This is a genomic window from Streptomonospora litoralis (genome assembly GCF_004323735.1).
GTDB classification, from domain to species: domain Bacteria; phylum Actinomycetota; class Actinomycetes; order Streptosporangiales; family Streptosporangiaceae; genus Streptomonospora; species Streptomonospora litoralis.
This window is the reverse complement of record NZ_CP036455.1, coordinates 3,857,652-3,876,110: the sequence shown is the minus strand read 5'-3', so window position 1 is coordinate 3,876,110 and position 18,459 is coordinate 3,857,652. Positions and strand designations below refer to the sequence as shown.

Genomic DNA, 18,459 nt, shown 5'->3' with positions numbered 1-18,459 from the left:
AGGCTGGATGGCGTGTCCGAAACACTGTTCGACGACGCCGGAGCCGAAGCCCAGCGCGGCCAGGAGCCGCTGCCCGTGCGCATGCGTCCGCGCACCCTGGACGAGGTCGCCGGGCAGGCGCACCTGCTGGGCGAGGGCAGCCCGCTGCGCCGCCTGGTCGAGGACGACGCCCCGATGTCGCTCTTCCTGTGGGGCCCGCCCGGCACCGGAAAGACGACCCTGGCGACCGTGGTCAGCCGCGTCACCCGGCGCAGGTTCGTCGAGCTGTCGGCCGTCAGCGCCGGAGTGAAGGACGTCCGCGCGGTCATCGACGACGCCCGCCGCCAGATGGGCATGCGCGGCACCCGCACCCTGCTGTTCGTCGACGAGGTGCACCGCTTCAGCAAGACCCAGCAGGACGCCCTGCTGCCCGCCGTGGAGAACCGCTGGGTCAGCTTCATCGGCGCCACCACCGAGAACCCCTTCTTCTCCGTAATCAGCCCGCTGCTCTCGCGCTCGCTGCTGCTCACCCTGGAATCGCTCACCGACGACGACGTCCGCGGCGTCGTGGACGCAGCCCTGCAGGACGAACGCGGGCTCGCCGGACGCTACACACTGGACTCCGACGCCGCCGACCAGCTCATCCGCCTCGCCGGCGGCGACGCCCGCCGAGCCCTGACCTACCTGGAGGCGGCCGCGCTGGTGGCGGGCGAGCGCTCCGGGATCGGCGTCGCCGACATCGAACGCGCCGTCGACCGCCACGCCGTGCGCTACGACCGCACGGGCGACCAGCACTACGACGTCATCAGCGCGTTCATCAAGAGCATGCGCGGCAGCGACCCCGACGCCGCCCTGCACTACCTCGCCCGGATGATCGAGGCCGGCGAGGACCCGCGCTTCATCGCACGGCGCATCGTCGTGCACGCCAGCGAGGACGTGGGCATGGCCGACCCCACCGCGCTGCAGGTCGCCGTCTCCGCCGCCCAGGCCGTGGAGCTGATCGGGCTGCCGGAGGCGCGCATCAACCTCGCGCAGGCGGTCGTGCACATCGCGCTGGCGCCCAAGTCCAACGCCGTCGTCTCGGCGATCGACGCCGCGATGGCCGACGTGCGCCAGGGCCGTGCCGGACCGGTGCCCGCCCACCTGCGCGACGCCCACTACCAGGGCGCCCGGGAGCTCGGCCACGGCGCCGGATACGCCTACGCCCACGACCACCCCGGCGGCGTCGCCGCCCAGCAGTACGCCCCCGACGCGCTCGTCGGCCGCGAGTACTACACCCCCACCACCCACGGCGCCGAGCGCCGCTTCGGCGAGGTGCTGCAGCGCATCAAGGGCGTCCTGCGCGGCGAGACCGGCGGAGTGGAGGGGACGCCCGGGGAGCGGTGAGTGCGCGGGCGGGCACCGGCGCCCCAACCAGGTGCGCGGAGTCTGTCCCCGGAGTCGGATTCGCCGCCGAAACCGGCTCGGCAGACGGGCTCGGCGCGGATCACCGCGCCGGCGTCGGGTACAGCTCGGTGATGCGGGTGACCTCCCGCGGGCCGTCGCCTTCGCCTTCCGAGTCGGCGAACTCGACCTCGGCGATCACCGGCTTCCCCCAGCTGAGGTAATCGATGAAGTCCTGCCCGGCCATCTCGTAGGTTCCGCGGCCGTCCTCGATGTAGCCGGGCCCCGGCACGCAGAACTGGGCGCACCGCACCTCGGTCTCCGCGGTGATGACGGCCTCCGCCCGGGCCTCCGCGTCCACCGGTGTCCAATGCTCGCTCCAGGTGGCGGGGGCGATCGTGGCCGCGGGGGTGGCGGGCGCGGATTCGGCGCGCTCCACCCGCGTGTACACCCACGGCCCCTCGACCGGGTTCTCCTGCTCCGCGGGGTCGAACCGCACGACGGGCGGTCCTTGGCGGCTCTCGTCCGCCGAGGGCACGGGGGAGGAGGGCGAGGGGCTCGGTGCCGCCTGCGGGGCGCCGTCCCCGCTCAACGCCCCATACGCCGCGTAGCCTCCGCCGCCGACCAGCGCCAGGGCGACCACCGAGGCCCCCGCGACGAGCGCAGCGCGCCCGCTCGTGCGGCGCCGGTCCGTGCCCAGCCGCACCAGCCGCGGCAGCCGGTCGGGCTCGCTGATGCCCCGCCACTCCCGGGCCAGCACCTGGGTGACGGCCGTGCCCTGCACCGGACCGGCTCCCGAACCGCTGATCGACTCCCAGGCGGCTATGGTCGACCCCAGCACCTCGCGGACCGTCGGCCGGTCGCGCGGGTCCTCGGACAGGGAACGGCGCACGATCGGGCGCAGCTCGCCGGGCACACCCTCCAGCCACGGGGACGTCGCCGCCGACGCGCCTTCCTCCTCGACCGGCGGGCGGCCGGTGGCGGCGAAGACCGCGATCGCCCCCCAGGAGAAGACATCGGCCGCGGGCGAGGGCTCGCCGCCCGCGAGGCGCTCGGGGGCCGTCCAGTGCCACGCGGTGCGGCCCAGCAGTTCCCCCTCGCCGGGCAGCGCGCAGTCGAGGAGGCGCGGCCCGGATGCGCACAGCAGCACGTCGCCGGGCTTCAGGTCGCCGTGGGCCACCTCCTTGCTGTGCAGCGCCGAAAGGCCCTCGCCCAGCGCGGCGGCCAGCGCGATGAGCCTGCCGCGGCCCAGCGGGCCGTGCTCGCGGACGAAGCCGTCCAGCGCCACGCCCGGAATGTAGGGCAGGGCCAGCCACGGCCGCTCCGCCGCGGCGTCGAAGGTGATCGGCGGCACGTACACGCGGCCGTCGGTGCCCTGCAGCGCGGCGAGCCGGGCGTGCAGGTAGGCGAGGGTGGACTGCTCCTCCAGCGGCCAGGGGTGCAGCACCTTCACCGCGACCAGCGGATCGCCGCCCTCGGCCGGATCGACGGCGGCGAAGACGGTTCCGGTCGCTCCGGCGCCGATGCGCCCGATCAGCACGTAGGGCCCTACCGAACCCGGATCTCCGGGGGCGAGTCGGGCGAGGTGCGGCGGTACCAGAACGGAGATCTCGCGCTCGGAGGGGCGGCTCATGGGGATCCTGTCTGCACGGGGCCTGGCGCCATCGGGCTCTATGGCGGAAACGATGCCCTGATTGTGCGACATCTCGGGCCTTTAGTCGATGTCAGTCCATATGGCCGCCGGCGGGAGCGCGGTACGCCACGCACGCGGGTCTCACGCGGGCACATCCGTCTCGGACGCGGTAGGGTCGGCGTATTCGGATCTCCTTATTCCGTCGGCCCGGTGCCACCCGGACACCCCGTCGGCCGCTCCGCCCGTCGCGGAAGGCCAGGTGACCCCCCGAACGCCGGCCCCGGGAGATGCCGCCACCCCGATTCGCCAACGGAGTCCCGCATGCTGACCGCAGGAGACGTAGCAGCGCTCATCGCGGCGGTGGTCTGGACGGTGCTGGTCGCCTTCATGTGCGTGGCCCTCGTCAAGCTCACCCGGCTGCTGTCGGAGACCACCAAGGTCGTCGCGGAGTTCGGCGAGCGCGCCCGCCCGATGCTCGACGACGTCGCCAGCACCGTCGAGCGCACCGGAGCCTCCCTCGACCGCGTCGACGAGATCACCGCGAACCTCGCCACGACCACCGAGGACGTCTCGACTGTGACCGCGCTGACGCGCTCGGTCGTAACCGGTCCGCTGGTGAAGGTGGCGTCGTTCTCCTACGGCGTGCGCCGGGTGCTGGGCCAGCGGCGCGCGCTGGCCCTGGTGCGCGGACGGCGCAGGAAGGGGCGCCGATGATCCGCCGCCTGCTTTATCTTGTCGCAGGTGCCGCGCTCGGCGGGTATCTTGTGCACAAGCTCAACCGCACGGCCCGTGCGTGGAGCCCGGCGGGAATCGCCGGCCGCGTCGAGGATCAGGTCGCCGATTACCGCGCCGCCCTCCGCGAGTTCAACGAAGACGTCCACGACGCGATGCGTCGACGCGAGGCCGAACTGCACCGTCACTACGACGGCGGCGACCAGCCCGCGGCGCCCGTTGATCCTCCGGGCCGATCCACCCGACCACGCGGCGCCATCGGCGCCCCCGACCCCAAGGACGGCCGCTGATGGAGACGGCAGAAATCGCTCGCCGCTTCCTCGCTTTCTTCGAGAAGAACGAACACACCGCGGTGCCGTCGGCCAGCCTGGTGGCAGACGACCCGACCCTGCTGTTCGTCCCGGCCGGCATGGTGCCGTTCAAACCGTACTTCCTGGGTCAGCGGACGCCGCCCTACGACCGCGCCGCGAGCGTCCAGAAGTGCATCCGCACCATCGACATCGAAGAAGTCGGCAAGACCTCCCGGCACGCGACCTTCTTCCAGATGCTCGGCAACTTCTCCTTCGGCGACTACTTCAAGGAGAAGGCCATCCCGCTGGCCTGGCGGCTCATGACCGCGCCGGTTTCGGAGGGCGGTTTCGGGATCGACCCCGAGCGGCTCTGGGTCACCGTCTACCTCGACGACGACGAGGCCGCGCGCATCTGGCGGGACGAGGTCGGGGTCCCGGCCGACCGGATCCAGCGCTTCGGGGTCGAGGAGAACTACTGGTCCATGGGTGTTCCCGGCCCGTGCGGCCCCTGCTCGGAGATCTTCTACGACCGCGGCCCCGAGTACGGCGCCGAGGGCGGGCCCGCCGCCGACGAGGACCGCTACGTCGAGGTCTGGAACCTCGTCTTCATGCAGTACGAGCGCGGCGAGGGCGGCACGAAGAAGGACTACCCCATCCTCGGCGACCTGCCCAAGCAGAACATCGACACCGGGATGGGGCTGGAGCGCCTGGCCACTGTGCTGCAGGGCGTCGACAACATCTACGAGACCGACACCCTCGGCCGCATCCTGCAGGACGCCGCCGAGCGGACCGGCGTGGCCTACGGCGACGACGAGCGCTCCGACGTCATGCTGCGCGTGGTCGCCGACCACGTGCGCAGCGCCACCATGCTCGTCTCCGACGGCGTGCGGCCCGGCAACGAGAAGGGCGGATACGTGCTGCGCCGCATCCTGCGGCGCTCGATCCGCAACCTGCGGCTGCTCTCCGGCAGCGACGCCGCCTACCTGCACGGCCTCACCGAGACCGCCATCACCGCCATGGAAGGCATCTACCCGGAGCTGCGCACCGACGCCGACCGCATCCACGAGGTCATCGAGACCGAGGAGAAGCACTTCTCCGACACGCTGCGCTCCGGCACGGCGCTGTTCTCCCGCGCCGCCGAGCGCACGCTCAGCAGCGGTTCCGCGCAGATCTCCGGCGCCGACGCCTTCCAGCTGCACGACACCTACGGCTTCCCCATCGACCTGACCCTGGAGATGGCCGCCGAACAGGGGCTGGGCGTCGACGAGTCGACCTTCCGCACCCTGATGGAGGAGCAGCGCGAGACCGCCAAGCGCGACGCCAAGGCCAAGAAGCTGGGCAACGCCGACATCAGCCTCTACGGACGGCTGCTGGAGAGCGCCGGCTCCACCGACTTCCTGGGCTACACCGACCACGAGTCCGAGTCCCGCGTACTCGGGCTGATCGTGGACGGAGAATCGGTCGGCGCGGCCTCCGCGGGCGACGAGGTCGAGCTGGTGCTGGACCGCACCCCCTTCTACGCCGAGAGCGGCGGCCAGCTCGCCGACAAGGGCTCCGTCACGGCGGCCGGACGCGGCACCGTCGACGTCGCCGACGTCCAGCGGCCCGTCCCGGGCCTCTTCGTGCACCGCGGCACGGTCCGCGAAGGCACCGTCGCCCTGGACGACCGGGTCGAGGCGGCAATCGACTCCGACCGCCGCGCCTCGGTCTCGCGCTCGCACTCGGCCACCCACCTCATCCACTCGGCGCTGCGCAACGCGCTGGGTCCCTCCGCGGGCCAGGCCGGTTCGGAGAACCAGCCCGGTCGGCTGCGCTTCGACTTCACCGCCGGCCAGTCCCTGGGCGACGCGCGGCTCGCCGAAGTCGAGGACGAGGTCAACACCGTGCTGTCCGGCGACATCCAGGTGCGCGACTTCCAGACCTCGCTCGACGAGGCGCTGTCCATGGGTGCGCTGGCGATGTTCGGCGAGAAGTACGGCGACCGCGTCCGCGTGGTGGAGATGAGCGACTATTCGCGCGAGCTGTGCGGCGGCACGCACGTCGGCGCCACCGGCCAACTCGGCGTCGTCAAGCTGCTGGGGGAGTCCTCGGTCGGCTCGGGCGTGCGCCGCGTCGAGGCCGCAGTGGGCATCGACGCCTTCCGCCGGCTCTCCCGCGAGTCGCTGCTGGTGAGCCGGCTCTCCGAACAGCTCAAGGCTCCCCGGGAGGAGCTGCCCGAGCGCATCGACTCCATCGTCACCCGGCTGCGCAGCGCCGAGAAGGAGATCGAGCGGATGCGCGCCGCCCAGGTGCTGCAGCAGGCCGGCGAACTGGCGGCGGGCGCCCGGCAGTACGGATCGGCGCTGCTGGTCAGCCACCGGGCACCCGACGGCACCACCGCCGACGACCTCCGCCGGCTGGCCGCCGACGTGCGCCAGCGCCTGGGCGAGGACCGCCCGGCCGTCGTCGCCCTCATCACCGTCCCGGCCGACCGCCCGGCCGTCGTCGTCGCGGTGAACAAGCGGGGCCAGGACAGCGGCTTCAAGGCCGGCGACCTCGTCGGGCTGGCGGCCCGCACCCTGGGCGGTGGCGGCGGCGGCAAGCCCGATCTCGCCCAGGGCGGCGGGAGCGACACCTCCGCCGTCGAGAGCGCGCTCCGCGCCGTCGAGCAGCGGGTCGGCGAAACCGCCTGACAATCCCGAAACGGGCGGACGACACCTGCTGACCCGCCCCCACGGGCAGAAAGGACATCCCGAGTTGACGAGGAACCCTCCCGGCGAGCGACCGCGCGCCCTGCACCGCCCCCGCGTGGGGGAGCCCGATTCTTGAGGCACGGCGTACGAATCGCGGTCGATCCCGGTAGCACCCGGATCGGGGTCGCGCTCAGCGATCCCAGCGGCATGCTCGCCACCCCGGTGGAGACCGTCCGCCGCGGCAGCGGCGATCTCGACCGGATCGCCGAACTCGTGGTCGAACACGAGGCCCGCGAGGTCGTCGTCGGCTACCCCGCCTCGCTCTCGGGCGAGGCGGGGCCCGCGGCGCGCCGCGCGCGCTCCTTCGCCACCGCTTTGGCGCGCAGGCTGGCGCCCGTGCCGGTGCGGCTGGTGGACGAGCGGATGACGACGGTAACCGCGCAGGAGCAGCTGCGCGCCGGCGCGTCCTACGGCGGCCGCGGCGCCCGCGGCGGCCAGGCGCGGCGCTCGGTCGTCGACCAGGCCGCGGCGGTGGTGCTGCTGCAGAGCGCGCTCGACACCGAGCGCCAAAGCGGCCGCCCGCCCGGCGAGACCGTTGGGAGCGGCGAATGAGCGACCGCAGCCCCTACGACGACGGCGATCGCTACCGCTCGCGGCGCGGCCGCCGCCGCGTTGGCGACCCCCACGGCGATGCCCGTCGCGGCCCCTCGGATTCCGGCCGACAGCCGAGCGAATCCCACCCCGAGCCGTTCACCGACCCGTGGCGGTCGCCCCCGGACCGGCCCGGCGCGGAGGCCGATCACCCGACCGGCTCCCGGCCGCCGGCCCCCGAGCCGCCCGGAGACCCCGGCTATCCGGACCAGCCGCCGCCCCGCTGGGAGGACGCCCAGGCCGCCCGCCCCCGCGGCCGCCGCCACCGCGGTGGCGGCGAAGGCGCCGACCCCGGTCCCGCCACCGGCCCCCAGCCCTACGCGCCGGCGGACGGCGCCCCCTCCCGCGGGCGCCGGCGCAGGCCGCGATACGACGACGAGGCCGAGGAGCACCTCGCCTGGAGCCGTCCTGCACCCGACGACCGGGACGACGGCTTCCAGACCGCCCCGCGGCGTACGCTGGACTTCGACTCCGTCCCGGTCCGCCGCAAGCGCCCCCGGGGCGAGGACTCCGCGGACGAGCCGCGCGGTGGCCGGCGCCGCCGTTCCGCCGATTCCGGCGCGTTCCCGGCCGTCCCGGATGCCGCCCCCGACGACGGCCGCACGGGACGGCGCCGGCGCTCGGCGGACTCGGGCGCGTTCCCCGCCGTGGAGGAACCCGATCCCGCCCGGTCCGAGGACCGATCGCGCGCGCAGGACTCCCGCGGCGGCCGCAGGCGCCGCCGCGGAGCCGACACCGGCGAGTTCGAGTTCCCGGCGGAGAGCGGCGGCGACGAAGGCCGCTACCGCGAAGAGGAGCGAGAGGCACCGCGCCGCGGCCGCCGTTCCGCTCCGCAGGCCCCGGACGATCCGGACGGGCGCCGAGACCACGGCGACCGCACCGGCTTCACCGACCCCGCCTACGGCGACGAGGACGATGCACCCGAGGACGACGGCGGCCGACGCGGCGGCCGGCGGCGGGCCCGCCGTTCCGCCGAACGCAGCGGTTCCTCCCGGTCGCGGGGAGGCAAGGCCGGATCGGCGCGCCGCGAGCGCGGCCGCGGACCGCGCAAGGCGCTGATCGCCGCCCTGGCCGTCGCGCTGGTGGCGCTTCTGGCGACGGGCGGCTACGTCGGCCGCGGCTACCTCTTCCCGCCCGACTACGAGGGCCGGGGCAGCGGCGACGTGCAGGTCACCGTCGAGGAGGGCGCCACCGGAAGCGCCGTCGCGCGGAACCTCGCGGACAAGGGCGTCGTCGCCAGCTCCCGCGCGTTCCTCAACGCGCTGGACGACCACGGCGGCAGCCTCGCCCCCGGGACCTACCGGCTGCAGGAGCGAATGAGCGGGGAGGCCGCCGTGGCCATGCTGATGGACCCCGCCTCCCGCGTGCAGGCGCACATCACCTTCAAGGAAGGGCTGCGGTCCGAGGAGATCCTGAACCTGATCTCCGAGGAGACCGGCATCCCGATGGAGGAACTGCGCGCCGCCGTGGCGGAGGGCGAGCGACTGGGTCTGCCCGACTACGCCGAGCAGGGCGCCGAGGGCTACCTGTTCCCCGACACCTACGACATGCCCGCAGACGCGGGAGCGGCCGCGCTGCTCAAGCGCATGGTGGACCGGTTCCACGAGGTGGCCGAGGAGGTGTCGCTGGTGAAGAGCGCCGAAGAGCGCAATCTGACACCCAACGAGGCGATGTCGGTCGCGGCAATCGTGCAGGCGGAGGCGGGATCCGCCGAGGACATGCCCAAGATCGCGCGCGTGGTCTACAACCGGCTGCAGCGGGGCATGGAGCTGGGCATGGACAGCACCTGCTTCTACGTGCTGGACGAGTACGGCATCGCGCTGAACGGCGAGCAGCTCCAGGAGTGCAAGGACAGCGGCAGCGAGTACGCCACCTACGGTCGTCAGGGCCTGCCCGTCGGCCCCATCGTCAGCCCCGGCCGCGACGCGATCGAGGCCGCGCTGAATCCGGCCGACGGCGACTGGCTGTACTTCGTCGCCACCGACCCGGAGAACGGCGTCACCGAGTTCGCCGAGACCCACGCGGAGTTCCTGCAGCTCAAGCAGGAGTTCCAGCAGAACCGGGGCGACGCGTGATGCGGGCGGCGGTACTGGGCTCGCCGGTGGGCCACTCGTTGTCGCCGGCGCTGCACACGGCCGCCTACGCGGCACTCGGTCTGGCGGGGGAGTGGGACTACACCCTGCACGAGTGCCGCGAGGAGGGGTTGGCCGCGTTCCTTCAGGGCTGCGGTGCCGAGTGGGCCGGGCTGAGCCTGACCATGCCGCTCAAGCGCGAGGCACTGCGGCTCGCCGACGAGGTCGAACCCCTCGCCCGCGAGGTGGGCGGCGCCAACACCGTCGTGTTCGACCGCCGGGGGCGGCGGCTGGCCTATAACACCGACGTCCACGGCATCGTCGCCGCGCTGCGCGAAGCCGGTGTCGAACGCGCCTCCTCGGCGGCCGTGCTGGGCGGTGGCGCGACCGCCGCTTCGGCGGTCGCCGCGCTGCGCGAGCTTGGCGCCACCGGGGACGGCGCGGTCACTGTCTGGGCCCGCGACCCGAAGCGGACCGCGGGCGTCGCGGCGGCGGCCGAGCGGATGCAGCTCGGCGTGGCCACCGCACCGCTGGAGCGGATCGAGGGCCGCCTGGACGTCGACGTGGTGGTGTCGACACTTCCCACCGGGGCCGGCGACGCCTATGCCGCGCCGGTGGTGGCGAGCGGCGCTGCGCTGTTCGACGTGGTCTACAGTCCCTGGCCCACCGTGCTGGCGAGCGCGGCGCAGGAGGCCGGGCGCACGGTCGTCGACGGCTTCGCGATGCTGCTGCACCAGGCGGCGCGCCAGGTCGAACTGATGACGGGAGCCGAGCAGGCACCGGTCGAGGCGATGCGCGCCGCGGGTCTGGCGGAACTGCGGCGCCGCTCCGCCGGCGGCGCCGCAGCCGAAGGCGCCGAGACGGGCGGATCCGGGGCGCTGCGGGAATAGCGGCCGATACCGCCGATGTTGCGATAACAGGCGCCACCCGGCGCTTGTGGCGGAGTGCAGCGGAACTGCTGGTATCATGAAGTCCTGACTTGATCCGGTGCGCTTCGCACCGGTCAGACGTAAGCGGAGGCGGATCCTCCCACCCGTCGGGGCGCTACTCGCACGGGTTCCGGTCGGAGGCGCAGGAGATGCGTCGTCCGACGCCGTCGGCAACGGCGGCAGCGCGTGTCGCGGCGGCGGCTCTTCGCCCGCCGGGGCCGATGCGTTCGGTGGATCAACCCCGCTTGCACACCGCCGGCGGGGTTTTCGCATTTCGGATCCGCACACAGGACCGGGTGGCCCCCCACAAGAGTTACGACAAAGCTAGGGAGGGGTCCCATCAGCGCTGAGCCCCGCATCAATGACCGCATCAGGGTGGCCGAGGTCCGACTCGTCGGTCCCAACGGCGAGCAGGTCGGTATCGTGCCCGTTCAGGACGCGCTGCGCCTCGCCGAAGAGGCCCAGCTCGACCTCGTGGAGGTCGCGCCCACGGCCCGCCCGCCGGTCGCGAAGCTGATGGACTACGGCAAGTACAAGTACGAGTCCGCGGTCAAGGCGCGCGAGTCGCGCAGGAACCAGTCGAACACGATCATCAAGGAGATCAAGCTCCGCCCGAAGATCGACCCGCACGACTACGAGACCAAGAAGGGTCACGTGGAGCGGTTCCTCAAGGGCGGTGACAAGGTCAAGGTGACGATCATGTTCCGCGGTCGCGAGCAGTCCCGGCCCGAGCTGGGGCGCCGGCTGCTGTCCCGGCTGGCCGAGGACGTTTCGGAACTCGGGGCGGTCGAATCGCAGCCGAAGCAGGACGGCCGCAACATGGTGATGGTGCTCGGGCCGCACAAGCGCCGCTCCGAGCACAAGGCCGAGTCCCGCGCCGGCGGCGGCAAGCCGCGGCGCGAACAGCGCCAGCAGGAGCAGGCCGGCCAGGGGACCTGACCGCGGCCGCCCGCTTCGGGCGGTAGCGCCCCCGCTACGTTGATGCAGCGCGGTGTACCGCCGCCGGACCTTCGGGGCGCCGGTGGTGTGCCGCGGTGTGTCGATGTGCTGACGTGCTTTTCGCGAAGCAGTGCAGTCGTGCCGCCGGGAGCCACCGGCGGCACAGAGTCGAGCGACTGAGGTAGGAGACGACGGCGACTATGCCGAAGAACAAAACGCACAGTGGGGCGAGGAAGCGCTTCCGCGTGACCGGCTCGGGCAAGATCATGCGCCGCCGTGCCAACAAGAACCACCTCCTCGAGCACAAGTCGAGCAAGCGCACCCGCCGCCTCAGCGGCGAGGTGGAGATGTCCCGTCCCGACGCCAACAAGCTCAAGACGCTGCTCGGCTAGGGCCGAATTCCATTCCGTCCGATCCGTCCATCCCTCCGCAGGGTGCCTGTGTGCCCTGATCCGGCCGGGACCGCGGCGGATACCGACGCCTACCCACAAGGGAGTCACAGTGGCACGCGTGAAGCGGGCTCTCAACGCCAAGAAGAAGCGCCGGGTCGTCCTAGAGCGGGCCAAGGGCTACCGCGGGCAGCGTTCGCGCCTGTACCGCAAGGCCAAGGAGCAGATGCTCCACTCGATGACCTACTCCTACCGCGACCGCAAGGATCGCAAGGGGGAGTTCCGCAAGCTGTGGATCCAGCGCATCAACGCCGGTGCCCGCGCCAACGGCCTGACCTACAACCGGTTCATGCAGGGTCTCAAGCTCGCCGGCGTCGAGGTCGACCGCCGGATGCTCGCCGACATGGCCGTCAACGACGAGGCGACCTTCGCCTCCCTCGTCGAGACCGCCAAGGGCGCGCTGCCCACCGACGTGCAGCAGAAGACCGCGGCCTGAGCGGCCCGGGAGCAGACCGGCACTACGCGATGGCGAGCCACGAGTTCACAAGCACCAGGTCCCCCCGCATCAAGGGGGCTCGTCGGCTCGCCAAGCGCGCATTCCGCCAGCGTGAGCGCCGGTTCCTGGTCGAGGGGCCCCAAGCCGTACGCGAGGCGCTGGCGGCACCGGGGCGGGTGCACGAACTGTTCACCACCGCCGATGCCGCCCAGCGCCACGCGGAGCTGATCGAGGCCGCCGAGCGGCGCGGCGCGGCCGTCCACCGGGTCACCCTGGAGGTCATGGCCGAACTGGCGCAGACGGTCACCCCCCAAGGGGTGCTGGCCGTGTGCGACTTCGTCGACGTGCCGCTCGGCGGCCTCGGCCCCGCCCGACTGGTCGCCGTACTCTCCCACGTGCGCGATCCCGGCAACGCCGGAACCGTCGTGCGCACGGCCGACGCGGCCGGCGCCGACGCGGTCGTGTTCACCGACGCCTCGGTCGACCCCTACAACGGCAAATGCGTGCGTGCCTCGGCGGGCAGCCTGTTCCACCTGCCCGTCGTCGTGGGCGTGCCGGTCGCCGACGCACTCGCCCGTCTGCGCGACGCCGGCGCCCGGATCCTCGCCGCCGACGGAAGCGGGGAGCGCGACCTGCACGCCGTCGCCGACGACGGCGGCCTCGACGGCCGCGTGGGCTGGGTCTTCGGCAACGAGGCGTGGGGGCTGCCGGAGGAGACCGTCGCGCTCACCGACGGCGCGGTCGCCGTCCCCATTTACGGCGCGGCTGAAAGCCTGAATCTGGCGACTGCCGCTGCCGTATGCCTGTACACCACCGCGCGCCAGCAGCGGACCGAAGCTGGTACACCAGGCCGAGCCGCTCGCTATGCGGCAGACGCGTAACCACCCGCAAAACGGGTAGGGCCGCCGCGCGGTGCCGGACGCCTGGTGAGACGCCCCTGCGCCGGGCTTTCCGGCGTATGCCCGGGTTTTCCCCGCGTTCTGCGGGTTGCCCGCATCCCCCGTCTTGCCGATACGCTCAAGCTCTCATCTCCACGGGTCGTCGGCGAAACGTTTGTGCTCCCCGCGACCGCGGGGATGGTCCCGATCCGGCGGGTGCGGTCGTATGAGGGCGTGGGGAGGCGGTCGTGGGCGGCGACCAACCAGCGGAGCACAGCGGCGCGGGCGCGTCGGACGCGGCTCCCGCGCTCGCTGCCGACGACCTTCCCGACGGTGTCGTCGTCGCCGACGGCGACGGCCGCGTAGTGACGTTCAACCGCATGGCCGCCCGGCTCTCGCGGGTTTCCGCCGCGAATGCGCTCGGCCGCGACTTCCGCGACGTGCTGCCGCTGCACGACACCGACGGGCGCGACTGGTGGAAGTGCAGCGACCCCTACGGCGGACTGCGCACCCGCACCCGCCAGCCCGAGCGCCCGCTGTTTCTGGCCGACGGCCGCGAGATCCTGGTGGCGGCGCGCTACGTGCGCACCGAGCCCCGCGCCCAGGTGGACCGGCTGGTCGTCACGCTGCGCGACGCCTCGCACCGCGCCCGGGGCGAACGCAGCCGCGCCGACCTCGTCTCGACCGTCGCCCACGAACTCCGCTCGCCGCTGACCAGCGTCAAGGGATTCACGGCCACGCTGCTGGGCAAATGGGAGCGGCTCACCGACAAGCAGAAGATGTTCATGCTGGAGACGGTCAACGCCGACGCCGACCGCGTCACCCGGCTCATCACCGAACTGCTGAGCGTCTCGCGCATCGAGTCGGGCCGGGTCGAGATCCGCAAGCAGGTCGTCGACCTCGCCGAGCTCGCGCGCACGCTGGTCGCCGGGCGGGTGGCCGCGGGGGAGCCCGCCGACCGCTACCGCCTCGACGTCCGCGGCCCGCTGCCCGAGCTGTGGCTCGACGCCGACAAGATCGGCCAGATCATGGCCAACCTGCTGGAAAACGGCGTGCGGCACGGCGCTGGTACTGTCACCATTGTGATCGAGCCGTACGAGGACGGGGCCGTTGTGTCGGTACGCGACGAAGGCAAGGGCATCGCACCCGACGCCGTTCCGCGTGTCTTCCGGCGTTTCTGGCGCACCCGGCGCCGCGGCGGCACCGGCCTGGGGCTGTTCATAGTCAAGGGACTGATCGAGGCCCACGGCGGCGAGATCACGGTCGGGCGTGCGCCCAGTGGCGGTGCGGAGTTCCGATTTACCGTGCCCGCCGGCACCCCCGAGTTCGCGTGAGCGTACTCGGGAGCGGCCGCGGCGGGCGGTGTCTTCTGAGGTCCCTGTCGGCTTGAGCCCACGCTGCGCGCTGGGCCGTGACGGCCGCCCGGCCCACGCGGCGCGGGCGGCGAGGCGAACATCCATGTCTGCACCCAATAACCGGTTCGATCCGGTCGAAGTGACGCCCCTGCATCCCGACGAGGTCGCCCGGATGCGCGACGAGGCACTAGCGGCGATCGAGGCGGCCGCCACCCTTGAGGAGCTCAAGGAGGCGCGCCTGGCCCACGCCGGCGACCGCTCGCCGCTGGCGCTGGCCAACCGCGAGATCGGCGCGCTGCCGCCGTCGGCCAAGGCCGACGCCGGAAAGCGTGTCGGCGGCGCCCGCCGCGAGGTGAACGAGGCCGTGAAGCGGCGCCAGGCCGAGTTGGAGGAGGAGCGCGACGCGCGCGTCCTGGTCGAGGAGGCCGTCGACGTCACCCTGCCCACCGGGCGCCTGCCCCGGGGTGGACGGCACCCGGTGACCACGGTCGCCGAGCGCATGGCCGACATCTTCGTCGGCATGGGCTTCGAGATCGCCGAGGGCCCCGAGGTCGAGGCGGAGTGGTTCAACTTCGACGCGCTCAACTTCCTGCCGGACCACCCGGCCCGCACCATGCAGGACACCTTCTTCGTCGAGGGGCCCGACGGCGGCGAGTCCGGCCTGGTGCTGCGTACCCACACCTCACCGGTGCAGGTGCGCGCACTGCTGGAGCGCGATCTGCCGGTCTACGTGGTCGCGCCCGGAAAGACTTTCCGCACCGACGAACTGGACGCCACGCACACCCCCGTCTTCCACCAGCTGGAAGGGCTGGTCGTGGACGAGGGCATCACCATGGGACACCTGCGCGGGGCTATCGACGCCTTCGTGCAGAGCATGTTCGGCAGCGGGCTGCGCACACGGTTCCGCCCGTCCTACTTCCCCTTCACCGAGCCCTCCGCCGAAGTGGACATGGAGTGCTTCGTGTGCCGGGGCGCGTCCGTGGGCGACCCCGCGAACCCCTGCCGCACCTGCTCCTCCGAGGGCTGGATCGAAATCGGCGGCTGCGGCGTGGTCAACCCGCGCGTGCTCACGGCGGCGGGAGTGGACACCGACCGCTACAGCGGCTGGGCCTTCGGCCTGGGCGTGGAGCGGACCCTGATGTTCGCCCGCGGTGTGGAGGACATGCACGACATGGTCGAGGGCGACGTCCGGTTCACCTCGGCCTTCGGGATGGAGATCTGATGCGCGTCCCCGTTTCCTGGCTCACCGATTACACCGACCTTCCCGCGGACACCACCGCCCGCGATCTGGCCGACCGGCTGATCGCCCTGGGGCTGGAGGTCGAGACCGTCGACCGTGTCGGCGCCGACATCACCGGTCCCGTCTCGGTGGGGCGGGTGCTGGACATCGAGGAGCTGACCGGCTTCAAGAAGCCCATCCGCTACTGCCGGGTCGACGTGGGCGCGGCCAACGGCACCGGCGAGCCGCAGCACATCGTCTGCGGCGCCCGCAACTTCGGCGCAGGCGACCTCGTCGTGGTGGCGCTGCCCGGCGCCGAACTGCCCGGCGGGTTCGCCATCGGCGCGCGCAAGACCTACGGCAGGGTCTCCGAGGGCATGATCTGCTCGGCCGCGGAGCTTCAGCTGTGGGAGGACCACACCGGCATCATCGTGCTGCCCGCCGGCAGCGCCGAACCCGGCGGCGACGCCTACGGGCTGCTCGGGCTGCGCGAGGACGTACTCGACATCGCGGTCACACCCGACCGCGGCTACGCGCTGTCGGTGCGCGGCGTGGCCCGCGAAGCGGCGACGGCCTACGGCACGGACTTCCGCGACCCGGCCGACGTCGAGGCCGCGGGCACGCCGGGCGACGGGTATCCGGCCGCGGTGGCCGACTCGGCGATCTGCTCGCGCTACGTGCTGCACGGCGTCACCGGATTCGACCCCGAGGCTCCCACCCCGCTGTGGATGAAGCGCCGCCTCGCGCTGACCGGGGTCCGCTCCGTCTCGCTCGCGGTGGACGTGACCAATTACGTGATGATGGAACTGGGCCAGCCCCTGCACGCCTGGGACCGCTCGGCGCTGCGTGGACCCATCGAGGTCCGCCTGGCCCGCCCGGGCGAGGAGCTGGAGACACTCGACCACGTCAAGCGCGCCCTGGACCCCGACGACATCCTCATCACCGACGAGTCCGGCCCGATCAACCTGGCCGGCGTCATGGGCGGGGTGACCACCGAGATCGGCCTGAGTTCGACCGACGTGCTGGTCGAGGCGGCGCATTTCGCCGATACCCACATCGCGCGGGCCTCGCGGCGCCACCAGTTGTCCTCGGAGTCCTCCCGGCGCTTCGAGCGCGGCGTCGACTCCGCGGTGCAGCCGGCGGCCGCCACGCGCGCGGTGCGCCTGCTGGCGGAGCTGGGCGGCGGTGCGGTCGATGCGGGATACACCGACATCGCCGACGAGGCCGCGGCCGCCCCGCAGCCGATCGACATCGCCGCCGACCACCCCGACCGCATCGCCGGCGTGGCCTACGGGCGCGAGCGCGTGGTGCGGCGGCTGCAGCAGGTCGGCTGCACCGTCGAGCAGGAGGGGGCGGCCATGCTGCGGGTCACCCCGCCGACCTGGCGGCCGGATCTGGGCGACCCGAACGACCTCGCCGAAGAGGTCGTCCGAATCGAGGGCTACGACGCCGTGCCCTCCATTCCGCCGCGCGCGCCGGCGGGGCGGGGCCTGACGCCGAGCCAGCGGCTGCGCCGCTCGGTCGGCAGCCGCCTGGCCGCCACCGGCTTCACCGAGGTGCTCGCCTATCCGTTCATGGGCCAGCGCGACCTCGACGGCCTGCAAGCCGACGGCGACGACGTCCGCCGCACCGCCCTGCGGCTGGCCAACCCGCTCAGCGAGGACGAGCCGCTGCTGCGCACCACGCTGCTGCCGGGGCTGTCCAAGACGCTCGTGCGCAACGTCGGGCGCGGTTTCAACGACGTCGCGCTCTACGAGATCGGCCTGGTCTACCTGCCCCGCCCGGACGCACCCGGGCGAGCGCCCATGCTCGCCGTCGACCGGGGGCCCACCGCCGATGAGGCCGAGTCGGTGGCCCGCGCGCTGCCCGACCAGCCGCGCCGGGTGGGCGCCGTGCTGGCCGGCGACCGCGAACCGGGCGGCTGGCAGGGCGCGGGGCGCCCGGCCACGTGGGCCGACGCGGTCGAGACCGCGCGCGAGGTGGCGCGCTCGGCCAACGCCGAGCTGATCGTGCGCGCCGCCCATTACGCGCCGTGGCACCCGGGCCGCTGCGCCGCGCTGTACGTGCGCATCGGCGGCGCCGAACGCCTCGTCGGGCACGCGGGAGAGCTGCATCCGCGGGCGGTGTCGGCCTACGGGCTGCCGCAGCGCACCGTCGCCGTGGAGGTCGACCTCGACGCGGTCGAGGCCGCCGGCGAACCCGTCGCCGCCCCGCACGTCTCCGGCTACCCGGTGGCGCTGCAGGACGTGGCGCTGGTGGTGCCCGACGGCGTCCCGGCCGCCGACGTCGAGCAGGCGCTGCGCGCGGGCGCGGGCGAACTGCTGGAGGGCGTGCGGCTGTTCGACGTCTACACCGGCGAACAGGTGGGCGAGGGCCGCCGCTCGCTGGCCTACTCGCTGCGGTTCCGCGCGCCCGACCGCACTCTGGAGACCGAGGAGATCGCCCGGGCGCGCGACGCCGCCGTCGCCGCGGCAGCCGAGCGGACCGGCGCGGTGCTGCGCGGCTGAGCGCGACGCGCCGTCATGTTTCGGCCCCGCTTCTCGAACGTAGGAGGAGCGGGGCCGAAGACGCTTTCGCAGAAGATTTTTCCCCGATCTTTGCCCAGGTCAGATGGGGTATGGCAGGCTGAGGTCAAAGGTAGGATGAATGCTCCGCGTGAATGCGGGGATTATTCTTTGTTTCGTCTCTTGAACCGGGCGCTGCGAAGAACTTAACCTGCAGTCACCTGCCGCGATCCGGGGTCCCGGGGCACTCGCGGAACAGCTGTTTCAATCGGCGTTTTCTTGGTGCGTCCCGTACGCACAGCTCGGCTCGGAGGTCGCTCTATGACCGAAACAGTGGT

15 protein-coding genes are annotated in these 18,459 nt (G+C 72.9%); 14 read left to right on the top strand and 1 reads right to left on the bottom strand.

Annotation, left to right across the window (positions count from 1 at the left end):
• Positions 1–12 precede the first annotated feature (12 nt).
• On the top strand, positions 13–1,365 hold the full coding sequence (locus EKD16_RS16280) for a replication-associated recombination protein A (protein ID WP_131099167.1): 1,353 nt from the start codon (positions 13–15) through the stop codon (positions 1,363–1,365).
• Positions 1,366–1,465: 100 nt separating this feature from the next.
• On the opposite strand, the gene EKD16_RS16275 is transcribed toward EKD16_RS16280, so the two are convergent.
• On the bottom strand, positions 1,466–2,995 hold the full coding sequence (locus EKD16_RS16275; RefSeq protein WP_131099166.1) for a serine/threonine-protein kinase: 1,530 nt from the start codon (positions 2,993–2,995) through the stop codon (positions 1,466–1,468).
• Between the two features lie 321 nt (positions 2,996–3,316).
• Here EKD16_RS16275 and EKD16_RS16270 point away from each other — a divergent pair, with 321 nt between their 5' ends.
• From EKD16_RS16270 to pheT, 13 genes are all read left to right on the top strand, one after another.
• Complete coding sequence (locus EKD16_RS16270) at positions 3,317–3,709, top strand: DUF948 domain-containing protein (RefSeq protein WP_131099165.1); 393 nt, start codon at positions 3,317–3,319, stop codon at positions 3,707–3,709.
• Positions 3,706–4,017, top strand: coding sequence for a hypothetical protein (locus tag EKD16_RS16265; RefSeq protein WP_131099164.1), 312 nt, complete (start codon positions 3,706–3,708; stop codon positions 4,015–4,017). The genes EKD16_RS16270 and EKD16_RS16265 overlap by 4 nt, the downstream gene beginning before the upstream one ends.
• Positions 4,017–6,689: an alanine--tRNA ligase gene (gene alaS / locus EKD16_RS16260; RefSeq protein ID WP_131099163.1), complete on the top strand. Its 2,673-nt coding sequence runs from the start codon at positions 4,017–4,019 to the stop codon at positions 6,687–6,689. The genes EKD16_RS16265 and alaS overlap by 1 nt, the downstream gene beginning before the upstream one ends.
• Positions 6,690–6,821: 132 nt before the next feature.
• Entirely contained in the window at positions 6,822–7,301 is a 480-nt protein-coding gene (ruvX, locus tag EKD16_RS16255) for a Holliday junction resolvase RuvX (protein WP_131099162.1), read from the top strand.
• Positions 7,298–9,415 carry an endolytic transglycosylase MltG gene (mltG, locus tag EKD16_RS16250; protein WP_131099161.1) on the top strand — a complete coding sequence of 706 codons (2,118 nt, stop codon included), beginning with the start codon at positions 7,298–7,300 and terminating at the stop codon, positions 9,413–9,415. The genes ruvX and mltG overlap by 4 nt, the downstream gene beginning before the upstream one ends.
• Positions 9,415–10,302: a shikimate dehydrogenase gene (locus EKD16_RS16245; RefSeq protein ID WP_131099160.1), complete on the top strand. Its 888-nt coding sequence runs from the start codon at positions 9,415–9,417 to the stop codon at positions 10,300–10,302. The genes mltG and EKD16_RS16245 overlap by 1 nt, the downstream gene beginning before the upstream one ends.
• Positions 10,303–10,716: 414 nt before the next feature.
• A complete protein-coding gene (gene infC, locus EKD16_RS16240) occupies positions 10,717–11,280 on the top strand; it encodes a translation initiation factor IF-3 (protein ID WP_242676999.1) in 564 nt (187 codons plus the stop codon).
• Between the two features lie 200 nt (positions 11,281–11,480).
• Positions 11,481–11,672, top strand: coding sequence for a 50S ribosomal protein L35 (rpmI, locus tag EKD16_RS16235; protein ID WP_131099159.1), 192 nt, complete (start codon positions 11,481–11,483; stop codon positions 11,670–11,672).
• Between the two features lie 109 nt (positions 11,673–11,781).
• Entirely contained in the window at positions 11,782–12,165 is a 384-nt protein-coding gene (rplT, locus tag EKD16_RS16230; RefSeq protein ID WP_131099158.1) for a 50S ribosomal protein L20, read from the top strand.
• 29 nt (positions 12,166–12,194) lie between these two features.
• Positions 12,195–13,046 carry a TrmH family RNA methyltransferase gene (locus tag EKD16_RS16225; protein WP_131099157.1) on the top strand — a complete coding sequence of 284 codons (852 nt, stop codon included), beginning with the start codon at positions 12,195–12,197 and terminating at the stop codon, positions 13,044–13,046.
• A gap of 245 nt (positions 13,047–13,291) precedes the next feature.
• Positions 13,292–14,377 (top strand): sensor histidine kinase, encoded by a 1,086-nt coding sequence (locus tag EKD16_RS16220; RefSeq protein ID WP_131099156.1) that lies wholly within the window; start codon positions 13,292–13,294, stop codon positions 14,375–14,377.
• A gap of 124 nt (positions 14,378–14,501) precedes the next feature.
• Positions 14,502–15,620 (top strand): phenylalanine--tRNA ligase subunit alpha, encoded by a 1,119-nt coding sequence (gene pheS, locus EKD16_RS16215; RefSeq protein ID WP_131099155.1) that lies wholly within the window; start codon positions 14,502–14,504, stop codon positions 15,618–15,620.
• On the top strand, positions 15,620–18,124 hold the full coding sequence (gene pheT / locus EKD16_RS16210; protein WP_131099154.1) for a phenylalanine--tRNA ligase subunit beta: 2,505 nt from the start codon (positions 15,620–15,622) through the stop codon (positions 18,122–18,124). Before pheS ends, pheT begins: the two co-directional genes overlap by 1 nt.
• Positions 18,125–18,459: the final 335 nt, after the last annotated feature.